The sequence below is a fragment of the Pseudomonas sp. OG7 genome (genome assembly GCF_014192825.1).
Taxonomy (GTDB): domain Bacteria; phylum Pseudomonadota; class Gammaproteobacteria; order Pseudomonadales; family Pseudomonadaceae; genus Aquipseudomonas; species Aquipseudomonas monteilii.
This window is the reverse complement of sequence record NZ_JACHYK010000009.1, coordinates 116,374-128,608: the sequence shown is the minus strand read 5'-3', so window position 1 is coordinate 128,608 and position 12,235 is coordinate 116,374. Positions and strand designations below refer to the sequence as shown.

Sequence of the window (12,235 nt, the reverse complement as noted above, 5' to 3'; positions counted from 1 at the left end):
TGTTGATACATCAGAACAGGATCAGAAGATGCTGATCGGGTATTCAACGAATACGCGGACTTCGTTGCCGTCGTCGTTGTAACCGTTCTGCTGCACGGCGTTGTTGGTACGCACGAACGAGCTACGCAGCTTGATGGACAGGTCCTTGGCCGGGCCGTCCTGCACCACGTAACGGATCTGGTTGAAGATCTCGCGCTCTTTACCTTCGCCGAAGCCCTGCGGGTTGGCGACGTTGCGGGTGTTGATGTTGTCACCCACGACGTAGGCCAGCTTGTAGGTCAGACCCGGGATGCCGTAGGCACCGAAGTCCAGGCCATAGCCCAGCTGCCAGGAGCGCTCGTCTTCGGCGTTGAAGTCAGACCAGTACGAGTTGGCCAGGTAGATGGTCGAACCACCGTCACCCACGCCACCGGCGTTCTGGTAGAAGCCGTAGTTGTAGCCAGTGCTGCCGGTGCTGCGCTGGTGGGCGAGGGTGAACGAGTGTGCACCGTACGCGTAAGTGGCAGCCAGGCTCCAGATGGTGTTGGAGTCGCCGTTCAGGCCGGCAGCCTGGACGTACTGCTTGTCGATGTCCGACTTGTAGCCGTTGAAGTCCAGGGTCAGGGACTGGTCGCTGGCAATCGGGAAGACGTAGTTCAAGCCCAGGTAGTGCTTCTTCATCACGTCTTCGTTGTCGGCGGTGTACAGCGAAGCGGTGAAGTTGTCGGTGAACTTGTAGCTACCACCGAAGACGTTGATCGACTTCAGGCCACCACCGTCACGGCGCTCGGCACTTTTGCGCGCTTCCTGGGTGAAGCGACCGGCGTTCAGTTCCAGGCCCTGGATCTCTTTGGAGGTGATCAGGGTACCGGTGAAGCTTTCTGGCAGCAGACGCGCGTCGTCGTATTGCAGCACTGGCAGGGCCGGCATCTGGTCACCGTACTTCAGCACGGTGTTGGAGATGCGGAATTTCACTGCTGCACCGGCGCGGGCCAGGTTGTGCGGCGAGCTGGCGTTGCCTTCGGCGTTGGTGGTTTCGTGCGGCTTGAAGAAGTCGACGCCGCCGCCACCGTTGTGGCCTTTGCCGCCATCAAGGCGAACAGCGTACAGGCCGAATGCATCGACGCCGACGCCAACGGTGCCCTGGGTGAAACCGGAGTTGAAGGTGCCGATGAACGCCTGGCCCCATTCGATCTGGTCGTCGGTGCCGTGCTTCTTGTCGCGGTTGATGTAGGCGTTGCGCAGAAGGACGTTGGCGTGGCTGTCCTCGATGAAGCCCTTGCTGTCGGCCTGGTCATTGGCCTGTGCCTGGGTCGCGGCGATCATCGCCAGGGCGACCAGGCTGATCCTGGTTTTCAACATGTTGTTTTCCTTATTTCTTAATCAAAAACGCTCTGCACTATGACGCCAGGAACCAACGCCCCTTCGTAGGTTCGACGCTATGCGGATCCAGCCTGGCGGGCCTGCCGGTAAGTACACGGCGGCCCTTGGCAGCAGCTTGGCCAAGATCATGGCCAGCAGGCGTTGGCCGAATCCTAGCCGTGTGCGATTACAAATGTCAAAAACTCGTGAAATGCAGGTTGATATAACCAAAATGACCGGTAGGTCTGGTGCATTTTCACGCCTCTTTGCGCTATCAGTGGGCAATTTATCTTGTGCCGGAAAAGGCCTTTTGATCGAACGGACAAATTCCCTGCGAAGGGTGATTTCGCAGCAGAGGAACCCGTTACAAAAAGACACATATGTAAAGACAAGCCTTTACAAATACCCAAGCAAGAGCAAATAGCAAGCATTACCATTCGCACCTCTTTTTTCACCTGCCCGGTCCGGATGTGCCCATGCTTGTACCCTGCCGCCTTTCCTCCCTCACGCTTGGCCTGTCGCTGCTGTTCAGCGCCAGCCTGGCCAGTGCCGCCACCACCACGCTGCCGGAGTCGTCGGTTACCGCCGACAGCGAGCGCGAGAAGGACAACCCGCGTGTCAAAGAGGTAAGCACCGCCACCCGAACCTCAACGCCAGTGCGTTACGTGCCTCAGGCAATCGACACGGTGAAAACCGCCAACGTGCTGGACTACGGCAGTAACACCCTGGGCAAGGCGCTGGAAGGCATCCCCAACGTCAGCAGTGGCGCCGACACCCGTTTCGACAGCGTGCGCATTCGTGGCTTCGAGGCCAGCAACGACTTCTACCTGGACGGCATTCGCGACGACAGCCAGTACATCCGCGACCTGCACAACATCGAGCGGGTCGAGGTACTGAAAGGGCCAGCGGCAGTGCTGTATGGCCGTGGCAGCCAGGGCGGTATCGTCAACCGGGTCAGCAAGGCGCCAGAACCTGGCCGCCGCTCGACCATCGAAGCACAGGCCGGCAGCGAAGACCTGCGCAGCCTGTATGCCGACCTCAGCACCGACCCCAGCGACACCGTCAGCCTGCGCCTGAACATGGGCAACCAGGACAACAACAGCTTCCGCGACGGGATCGACGGCAGCCGCCAGCTGTTCGCCCCGTCGATCAGCTGGCAGATCAACCCCGACCTGAACTGGCTGGTGCAGTACGAATACAGCCGGTACAACCGCACGCCCGACCGTGGCATCCCCGGGGTCAACGGTCGCCCGGCCGACGTCAGCCGCGGTACCACGTACGGCGACCAGCGCGACTACATCGATGACCGCGCCCAGTCCCTGCGCTCACGCCTGAACTACCAGCTGAACGAAACCTGGCAGCTGCGCCACACCCTGGGTCTGTTCAAGCTCGACAGTGAGTTCGACAACACCTATGTCACGGGCTACAACCCCGGCACCCATATCCTGACCCGCCAGCGCTGGCAGCAGGACCTGAATACCCGCAACCTGTTCAACAACCTGGAGGCTGAGGGCGACTTCGATACCTTGGGGCTGGAGCACAAGTTGCTGCTGGGCCTGGAGATCGGTAACCAGAAGCGTGACCCGGTGCTGTATACCGCCGGTAGTCAGCCACTTCCGGGCTTGGGCAAACCCGGCAGCAACCAGCAGCACAATGGCAAGCTGGTGCTGTCGAGTGACAACCACACCGTGGTCGATAGCCGTGGCCTTTACCTGCAAGACCAGATCCGTCTGAACGATCAATGGCAAATCCTGGCTGGCGTGCGCTTCGACCGGTTCGACGTGAAAACCACCAACAAGGATGGCATAAGCGAACCGCAGGACAGCAACGGCACCAGCCCGCGCCTGGGCGTGGTCTACACGCCATGGCGTGACCATTCGTTCTACGCCTCGTGGAGCAAGACCTTCTCGCCGGTGGGCGGCGGCCTGATCGGCATCACCCCGAATGCACCGGGCAACGGCAACGACGCCAAGCCGGAAGAGACTCGCCAGAAAGAAATCGGGGTGAAAAGCGACTGGCTCGACCAACGCCTGACCACCACCCTGGCCGTCTACGAGCTGGAACTGTACAACCGCCGCACCCGCGATCCGGAAAACCCTAACAACATCCTGCTCAGCGGCTTGCAGCGTTCACGCGGCATCGAGTTGACCGCCACCGGCAACATCGCCGGCAACTGGTATGTACGCGGCGGCATCGGCCTGCAGGACGCCATCATCGTCAAGGACAACAACGGCCAGGAAGGAAACCGCATCAACGATGTGGCCAAGCGCAATGGCAGCCTGTTCATCACCTGGAAACCGGAACTGGGCTGGTATGCCGAAACCGGGCTGACGTTGGTGGGTGAACGTTACGCGGACAACCAGAACACCACGGTGCTGCCGGGGTATGGCCGCTGGGATGCGCTGGCGGGGTACCGCACCCATGACTGGGATGTGCGGGCGGCGTTGAGCAACATTGCCGACAAGACCTACTACAGCTCGGCGACCAGTGCTGCGCAGATCATGGTGGGGGATCCACGCAGCCTGGTGGTGACGGGTAGTTACAGCTTCTGATCTTAAACCTGTGCCGGCCTCTTCGCGGGCGCGCCCGCGAAGAGGCCGGCACAGGTTTAAGCGATCGATCAGTGCCACACCCCCATCAACGCCTGCATTTCTGCATCGCTGATCAGCCCCTGGGGGTAGCGCCCTGCAAGCAGCCGTTGTGGGTCGGTCGTCCTGACCTTGTTGCTTCCATGGTGCTTCAACCACTTCGCAACCCGCTTGAGCGATTGGTGATTCACTGCCGATGGGCGCAATGCCGACTCACTTGCTGCGTTCATTTCTACACGTACTCCCTGGCCCGTGAACGGCAAATTTACGTAAGTATTGTTACAGCTCCGAGAGCGCGGCCTGGCCGGGCTATCCGTTTGGCTATCCATTTGGCTATCCATTTGAAAACAATACAAAACCTATGCCAGCACGGACCTCCGAACGTCGCCCGAAAAAAAGGCCCGTACATGACGGGCCTCTTCATTCGCGCCGCGCTCAGCGCTTGACCGGCGCCGGCTGCTGCTGGGTCAGGCAGTGAATGTTGCCACCGCCCAACAACAGCTCACGACCCGGGATCATCACCACCTCGTGGTCGGGGAAGATCTTCGCCAGGATCGCCCTGGCTTCGGCATCTGCCGGGTCATCGAAGCTTGGCGCGATGATGCCCCCGTTGACGATCAGGAAGTTCACATACGAACCGGCCAGGCGCACCGACGGGTCACGCTCCTGGCTGCCAGCCACGTGATCGACACCGGCACATTCTTCAGCCGTGGCGAACAGCGGGCCTGGAATCGGCATTTTATGCACGATGAACTCACGGCCCTTGGCGTCACGGGTGTTCTTCAACACCTCCATGGCCGCGTGGCAGCGCGCATAGTTGGGGTCGTTGGAATCATCGGTCCAGGCCAGTAACACTTCACCTGGGCGCACGTAACAGCAGAAGTTGTCGACGTGGCCGTCGGTTTCATCGTTGTACAGGCCATCCGGCAGCCACACCACAGTGTCGACCGCCAGCTGGTCGCGCAGCACCGCTTCGATCTGCTCGCGGTTCAGGTGCGGGTTGCGGTTACGGTTGAGCAGGCATTCCTCGGTGGTGATCACGGTGCCTTCGCCGTCCACGTGAATCGAGCCGCCCTCAAGCACGAAGCCTTCGGTGTGGTAGCGCTGGCAGCGCTCCATCTCCAGCACTTTGGCGGCCAGTTCCTCGTCACGGTTCCAGGGTGCATACAGGCCGCCATCGAAGCCGCCCCAGGCATTGAAGCCCCAGTCCACACCACGCACCTCACCCTGGTCGTTGATGACGAAGGTCGGGCCGGTATCACGCACCCAGGCGTCATCGTTGCTGATTTCAACCACACGAATGTTCGGCTGGTCGAGCTGGCGGCGGGCATTTTCGTACTGGCCGGCAGAGGCTGCCACGGTCACAGGCTCGAAGCGGGCAATGGCCTTGGCCAAGGTGACGTGGGCTGCCTGGGCAGGCTTACCGCCCAAGCGCCAGTTGTCCGGGCGCTCCGGCCAGACCATCCACACCTGGGTTTGCGGGGCCCATTCGGCGGGCATGTGGAAACCATCGGCACGGGGCGTGGTGTTGAGGGTTTTCATGGGTGACCTCTGTAATGGCCCTGAGCCGGACTGTGCTGGGGCGTTTGTGAATTTATAACCGATATATATCGACATTTAAAGCCCGGCAGTCGGGACATTTCCGCTGAAATGACAAATTTGTATCGATAACAATCGAACCTAATTTGCCCTTGTCTGGTGCCGATAACAGCCTGACGTCTACCATAGCCACACCTTATGCATCCTGTTACAGCTCCCGGCGGAAAAATCCGGCGGGGCCGACTAGGGTCAATACTTGGGCAACGGGCCAGCGAGCCGCTATGAACATCATTCCTACTGCAATCCCTGAAGTACTGATCATCGAGCCGAAGGTTTTCGGTGACAGCCGTGGTTTTTTCTTCGAAGCATTCAACGCGCGTGAGTTCGCACGGCAAACCGGAGTGAATGCCGAATTCGTCCAGGACAACCACTCACGCTCCATCAAGGGCGTACTGCGCGGGCTGCATTACCAGGTAAAAAACACCCAAGGCAAACTGGTGCGCGTAGTGCAGGGGGAAATCCGTGATATCGCCGTGGACGTGCGCAAAAGCTCGCCAACGTTCGGCCAATGGGTCGCCGTGCATCTGTCGGCCGACAATCACCGTCAACTGTGGATTCCACCCGGCTTCGCCCATGGCTTTGCAGTAATGAGCGAGTCGGCCGAGTTTCTCTACAAGACCACCGACTACTACAACCCGGACGCCGACCGCTGCATCCGCTGGGACGACCCACAATTGGCAATCAACTGGGGGCTGCAGCAACCGCCGGTGTTATCAGACAAGGACAAGGTCGGCCTGCCACTGGCAGAGGCGGAACTGCTGCCTTAACTAGCGCATAATTGCGCCAGACTTTTCTGGCGCATTTACGTGATGATTGCAAAACCCACGCCCCCACGCCGTCCCCGCTGGCGCAGCCTGGCCTTGTTGGCCCTGTGTCTGACCCCGCTCCTGTGGCCCCTGCATCACCTGGCCGAGCGTTACTACCAGGATGAACTGGCCTCGCAGAACCGCCAGACCCTCGACCTGTACGTCGCCAACCTGCTCGGTACCCTGCACCGTTATGAGACCCTGCCACAAATCCTTGGCGACCTGCCGGCGCTGCGGGGTGTACTGGCCGACCCGTTCCGCCTGGAAGCAGTAACCAACGCCAACCGCCTGCTCAAGGACATCGTGCAGCAGACCGGCGCCGAGGTGATGTACCTGATGGACATCAGCGGCAACACCCTGGCCGCCTCCAACTGGGACAAGCACGACAGCTTCGTCGGCCGCAATTTCGCCTTCCGCCCCTACTTCAACGAAGCCATGGCCGGCCACTTGGGTCGTTTTTTCGGCCAGGGCACCACCTCGGCCAAACGCGGCTACTTCTTTGCCGCCGCCGTGCGGGACCGTGAGCGTGTCGTTGGCGTACTGGTGGTGAAGGTTGACCTCGACCACACCGAGACCCTCTGGGGCCGCACCCCCGAGCAGCTGTTGCTGACCGACCACAATGGCGTGGTCATCCTCACCTCGCGGCCTGACTGGCGCTTCCGCGCTACCCGTGTGCTGACCGAAGCCGAACGCCAGGCCATCATCGCCATCCAGCCCTACCCGACCCAGGCACCGCAACCGCTGGTGCTCAACCCGGACGCCTGGATCACCCAGACCCGCGATATCAAGGAAACCGGCTGGCAAGTGAGCATTCTCGCCCCTCGCCTACTGGTCGACCGTTCGGTACAGACGGTAATGGCCATCGGCGCAGGCACCCTGCTGGTGGTGATGCTGTTGGCCGGGCTGGTGATGCAGCGGCGCCGCCACTACATCGACCGTATCGACTTCGAGGCCCGTGGCCGCCAGCAGCTGGAAAAGCGTGTGGCCGAACGTACGGCCGACCTCGAAGGCCTCAACTCCCGCCTCAAAAGCGCCGTGCTGGAGCGCGAGAACGCCCAGCAGGAAGCGGTGCGTGCCCAGGACGAACTGGTGCAGGCCGGCAAGCTGTCGGTTCTCGGCACCATGTCGGCCAGCATCAGCCATGAGCTGAACCAGCCATTGGCGGCCATTCGCAGCTACGCGGAAAACGCCGAGATCCTGCTCGACCACCAACGCACCGAAGACGCCCGCGACAACCTCAAGCTGATTGGCGAACTGACTGGGCGTATGGCCTCGATCATCGCCCACCTGCGTGCCTTCGCCCGCCGCGACCGGCACGCCCCGGAGAGCGTAGCCCTGCAGCCTGCTCTGGACGATGCCCTGGCGCTGCTGGCCAAGCGCCGCCGGGCCATGGCCGTGGAACTGATCCGCGACCTGCCCGAGGCCACCTTGTGGGTACAAGCCGGCGAAACCCGCCTGCGTCAGGTATTGGGCAACCTGCTGGCCAACGCCCTCGACGCCCTGACCGAAAAAGCCAACCCGCGCCGCTTGTGGCTAAGTGCCGAGCAACGCGATGACTGCGTCTACCTGTACATCCGCGACAACGGCCCTGGCTTCAGCCGCCAGGCCCTGGAGCACGCCAAGGAGCCATTCTTCACCACCAAGACCCGCACCCAGGGCCTGGGCCTGGGCCTGGCCATCTGTGAAAGCCTGATGCGTGCCCTGGGCGGTGAACTGCTGCTGGCCAACCACCCGGAAGGGGGCGCGCTGCTGACCTTGCAGCTGCGCGTGGCCGCGCCTGGCGCTACTTTGCCCAATTCGGAGGACACCTCGGCATGACCACCGAGACACTGATCGACAACCGAGCCCAGGTCATCCTGGTCGACGATGACCCGCACCTGCGCCAGGCACTGAGCCAGACCCTGGACCTGGCCGGCCTCAAGGTGGTCGCCCTGGCCGATGCCCAAGGCCTGGCCGACCGTATCGAGGCCGATTGGCCCGGCGTGGTGGTCAGCGACATTCGCATGCCCGGCATCGATGGCTTGCAACTGCTGGAGCAATTGCATGGCCGCGACAGTGAGCTACCGGTGCTGCTGATTACCGGCCACGGCGATGTACCGCTGGCGGTGCAGGCGATGCGCGCCGGGGCTTATGACTTTCTGGAAAAACCCTTTGCCACAGACGCCCTGCTCGACAGCGTACGCCGCGCCCTGGCGCTGCGCCGCCTGGTGCTGGACAACCGCAGCCTGCGCCTGGCGCTGAGCGACCGCCAGCAACTGGCCACCCGGCTGGTAGGCCATTCGCCATCCATGCTGCGCCTGCGCGAACAAATCGGCGCCTTGGCCGGTACCCGCGCCGATGTGCTGATTTTGGGTGAAACCGGCGCAGGCAAGGAAGTAGTGGCCCGCGCCCTGCACGATCTGTCCAGCCGCCGCGAGGGGCCGTTCGTGGCAATCAATGCCGGCGCGCTGGCCGAGTCGGTGGTCGAGAGCGAACTGTTCGGCCATGAGCCGGGCGCATTCACCGGCGCGCAGAAACGCCGCATCGGCAAGTTCGAGTTTGCCAACGGCGGCACGCTGTTCCTCGACGAAATCGAGAGCATGAGCCTGGATGTGCAGGTAAAGCTGCTGCGCATGCTGCAAGAGCGGGTAGTCGAACGCCTGGGCGGCAACCAGTTGATCCCGCTGGACATCCGCATCATCGCCGCGACCAAGGAAGACCTGCGCCAGTCTGCCGACCAAGGCCGCTTCCGCGCTGACCTGTACTACCGCCTGAACGTGGCACCGCTGCGTATTCCACCGCTGCGCGAACGCGGCGACGACATTCTGGTGCTGTTCCAGCACTTCGCCGACGCTGCCAGCCAGCGTCATGGCCTGCCACCGCACACCCTGCAACCAGCCCAGCGCGCCGTGCTGCTGCGCCACGACTGGCCAGGCAATGTACGCGAGCTGCAGAACGCGGCCGAACGCTTCGCCCTTGGCCTGGAACTGGCCCTGGACGGTCAGGCGCCACCGGCAGCAGTACCCGCAGCACCAGCGCTGATTGGCAACCTGAGCGAACAGGTCGAGCAGTTCGAACGCTCGCTGATCGCTGCCGAACTGGCCCAGCCACACAGCTCCATGCGCAGCCTGGCCGAGGCGCTGGGCATCCCCCGCAAGACCCTGCACGACAAGCTGCGCAAGCACGGTTTGAGCTTTGACGGCGGCAGCGGCGGGCATGACGACCATGAGGATAACCGTTGATGAACACCGATAGCCAATACCTGCAGTCCGTCCTGCACGGCGACATCCCCCTGACCCGCGAAATGGGGCTGGAAGTACTCGACTGGCAGCAGCACACCCTGCGCCTGCAATTGCCACTGGCGGCCAACGTCAACCACAAGAGCACCATGTTCGGCGGCAGCTTGTACTGCGCCGCGGTGCTGGCGGGTTGGGGCTGGCTGCACCTGCGCCTACGTGAGCTGGGGATCGATGACGGGCATATCGTCATCCAGGAGGGGCAGATCAGTTACCCGCTGCCGGTTACCGGCGCAGCGGTGGCGCGCTGCACGGCGCCGGATGAGAAAACCTGGGAGCGGTTCGTGAACATGTACCAGCGTCGCGGGCGGGCGCGGTTGACGCTGGAGACCACGGTGAGCAATGTCGGCAGTGACGAGCCTGCCGTGAAATTCAGCGGCCAGTACGTGTTGCACCGCTAACGCGGATCCCTTTGGGAGCGGGTTTACCCGCGAACACCGGCGAAGCCGGTGCCGTGCACTGCGCTGGATTCTTCGCGGGTGAACCCGCTCCTACAGGGTAGGGTGATACGCGTCAGATCAGCTTCAGGAAGGCCTGGCGCCACGTAGCATTGGCCGGCAATGCCAGGAAATACGGATTCAGCAGCGAATCCCGCGCCGGGTAGCGGAACGGCAAGCCATCCAACCCGATCACTTCGCCGCCAGCCCCTTCCACCACCCCCTGCGCCGCAGCAGTATCCCACTGCGACGTCGGCGCCAGGCGCGGATAACAATCGGCGCTGCCCTCAGCCAACAGGCAGAATTTCAACGAGCTGCCAATATTGGCCAACTCGAGTTCACCCACAGCGGCACCCAGCCCGGCCAACAGCGCCTCCTGCTCCGGGCTGGAATGCCGACGGCTGGCCACCACGGTAAAGCGCTCGCCCTGTGCCGGTGCGTTGCGCACCTGAATAGGCTGGGCAACCTCACCGGCCTCCGCACGCCAAGCCCCCAAACCGCGCCCACCAAAGTAGCAGCGCCCATTGGTCGGCATCGACACCACGCCAAACACCACCTCGCTGTTTTCAACCAAGGCGATGTTGACCGTGAACTCCTCACTGCCCGCGATGAATTCCTTGGTGCCGTCCAGCGGGTCGACCAGCCACCAGCGGCTCCAGCCCTGGCGCTCGGCCAGCGGAATGTTGCAGTCTTCTTCGGACAACACCGGAATGTGCGGGGCCAGCGCCAACAGGCCATCGGCAATTACCCGGTGCGCTGCCAGATCGGCGGCGGTTACCGGCGAGTCATCAGCCTTGTTGGTAACCGCAACATCGGCACGCCAGAACGGCAGGATCGCCTCGCCCGCCATCAGCGCCAGCTTGACCACTTCATGCATCAGTTGCAGGTCGTTCATAGCTCCAGCAGCCCCCGCTGAATCAGCAGGTCACGCGCCAGGTACAGCGCCGCCAAGGCGCGTCCTTCGGTGAACTGCGGGTGCATGGCGAATGCCGACAGCTCGCGCAGGTTGACCTTGTCGACCCGCATCGGCTCTGGCTCGTCGCCTTCCAGGCGTTCTTCGTACAGGTCGCTGGCCAACACCACCTGGATCTTCTGGCTCATGTAGCCCGGCGACAGCGACAGCTCGGTCAGATGCTCCAGCTGACGTGCGCCAAAACCGGCTTCTTCCTTGAGCTCCCGGTCGGCGGCCGCCAGCACGTCTTCGCCCGGTTCGATCAGGCCTTTGGGCAACGACAGCTCGTATTCATCGGTGCCGCCACAGTACTCCTCCACCAGCACGGCGTGTTCGGCGTCGAGCATGGCCACAATCATCACCGCCCCGTAGCCGTTGCCCCGGCCTACCAAACGCTCGTAGGTACGCTCATTGCCATTGCTGAAGCGCAATTGCACGGCTTCGACGCGGAACAGGCGGCTGCTGGCGACGATTTCGCGGCTGAGGACGGTGGGTTTCTGGCGCATGGGGCGGCTCCTTGGCGTGAACGGGTTACTATACCGTGGCTTGCCGACTGAACGAGAGTTTCCCATGCCTGTTCTTCCCTGGTCTGCCATCGATACCGTCCTGCTGGACATGGACGGCACCCTGCTCGACCTGCACTACGACAACCGCTTCTGGCTGGAGCACCTGCCCCAACGCTATGCCGAGCTGCACGGAGTAAGCCGGGCCATGGCGGAAATGGAGCTGCAGCCGCTGTTCGAACGCAATGCCGGCACGCTGAACTGGTATTGCCTGGACTTCTGGAGCCGCGAGTTGCGCCTGCCGATTCGCGAGCTGAAGCAGGAAATCGCCGACCTGATTGCCCTGCGGCCGGATGCCGACACTTTCCTGGCGGCGATTCGCCAAGCCGGCAAGCGGGTGGTGATGATTACCAATGCGCATCGTGATTCTTTGTCGCTGAAACTGGAGCGGGTAGAGCTGGCGCCGTATTTCGAGCGGCTGATCAGCTCGCACGATTATGGCTACCCGAAAGAGAGCCCGCAGTTCTGGGATGCGTTGCAGGCGGATATCGGTTTTGAGCCGGCGCGCAGCCTTTTCATCGATGACACGCTGGCGATTTTGCGCAGTGCGCGGCGGTTTGGTGTGGGGCATTTGTTGGCGGTACGCCAGCCGGATAGCCAGGCTGGGCCGCGGGATACCGAGGAATTTGCAGCGGTCGAGGATTACCGGGAATTGTTGGTCGGCCTGTGAGGGC

At 62.4% G+C, this 12,235-nt stretch carries 11 protein-coding genes; 6 read left to right on the top strand and 5 right to left on the bottom strand.

The annotated features are described in order from the left end of the window. Positions 1-21: 21 nt before the first annotated feature. A complete protein-coding gene (locus FHW75_RS21585) occupies positions 22-1,341 on the bottom strand; it encodes an OprD family porin (protein WP_016714482.1) in 1,320 nt (439 codons plus the stop codon). Between the two features lie 476 nt (positions 1,342-1,817). On the opposite strand from FHW75_RS21585, the gene FHW75_RS21580 reads away from it, so the two are divergent. Beyond that, positions 1,818-3,893: a TonB-dependent siderophore receptor gene (locus FHW75_RS21580; protein ID WP_027610169.1), complete on the top strand. Its 2,076-nt coding sequence runs from the start codon at positions 1,818-1,820 to the stop codon at positions 3,891-3,893. A 68-nt stretch (positions 3,894-3,961) separates the two neighbouring features. Here FHW75_RS21580 and FHW75_RS21575 read toward each other — a convergent pair whose 3' ends face one another. Both FHW75_RS21575 and aguA read right to left on the bottom strand, forming a co-directional pair. Further along, positions 3,962-4,159, bottom strand: coding sequence for a hypothetical protein (locus FHW75_RS21575; protein WP_019096882.1), 198 nt, complete (start codon positions 4,157-4,159; stop codon positions 3,962-3,964). Between the two features lie 205 nt (positions 4,160-4,364). After that, entirely contained in the window at positions 4,365-5,471 is a 1,107-nt protein-coding gene (aguA, locus tag FHW75_RS21570; protein WP_019096883.1) for an agmatine deiminase, read from the bottom strand. Between the two features lie 278 nt (positions 5,472-5,749). On the opposite strand from aguA, the gene rfbC reads away from it, so the two are divergent. Genes rfbC through FHW75_RS21550 form a run of 4 tightly spaced genes read left to right on the top strand, consistent with a single transcriptional unit; the run spans position 5,750 to position 10,010 of the window. Next, positions 5,750-6,295 (top strand): dTDP-4-dehydrorhamnose 3,5-epimerase, encoded by a 546-nt coding sequence (rfbC, locus tag FHW75_RS21565; protein ID WP_019096884.1) that lies wholly within the window; start codon positions 5,750-5,752, stop codon positions 6,293-6,295. Positions 6,296-6,337: 42 nt separating this feature from the next. Beyond that, complete coding sequence (locus FHW75_RS21560; RefSeq protein ID WP_019096885.1) at positions 6,338-8,152, top strand: ATP-binding protein; 1,815 nt, start codon at positions 6,338-6,340, stop codon at positions 8,150-8,152. After that, positions 8,149-9,555: a sigma-54 dependent transcriptional regulator gene (locus tag FHW75_RS21555; protein ID WP_016714476.1), complete on the top strand. Its 1,407-nt coding sequence runs from the start codon at positions 8,149-8,151 to the stop codon at positions 9,553-9,555. Before FHW75_RS21560 ends, FHW75_RS21555 begins: the two co-directional genes overlap by 4 nt. Next, positions 9,555-10,010 carry a YiiD C-terminal domain-containing protein gene (locus FHW75_RS21550; protein WP_019096886.1) on the top strand — a complete coding sequence of 152 codons (456 nt, stop codon included), beginning with the start codon at positions 9,555-9,557 and terminating at the stop codon, positions 10,008-10,010. Before FHW75_RS21555 ends, FHW75_RS21550 begins: the two co-directional genes overlap by 1 nt. 112 nt (positions 10,011-10,122) lie before the next feature. Here the strand turns inward: FHW75_RS21550 and cysQ are convergent, their stop codons facing one another. Together cysQ and nudE are read right to left on the bottom strand one after the other, a co-directional pair. Further along, entirely contained in the window at positions 10,123-10,941 is an 819-nt protein-coding gene (gene cysQ, locus FHW75_RS21545) for a 3'(2'),5'-bisphosphate nucleotidase CysQ (RefSeq protein ID WP_019096887.1), read from the bottom strand. Beyond that, positions 10,938-11,504 (bottom strand): ADP compounds hydrolase NudE, encoded by a 567-nt coding sequence (gene nudE, locus FHW75_RS21540; RefSeq protein ID WP_016714473.1) that lies wholly within the window; start codon positions 11,502-11,504, stop codon positions 10,938-10,940. The genes cysQ and nudE overlap by 4 nt, the downstream gene beginning before the upstream one ends. A gap of 64 nt (positions 11,505-11,568) precedes the next feature. Between nudE and yrfG the strand changes: the two genes are divergently transcribed. Beyond that, positions 11,569-12,231 (top strand): GMP/IMP nucleotidase, encoded by a 663-nt coding sequence (yrfG, locus tag FHW75_RS21535; protein WP_019096888.1) that lies wholly within the window; start codon positions 11,569-11,571, stop codon positions 12,229-12,231. The last annotated feature ends 4 nt before the right edge of the window (positions 12,232-12,235 follow it).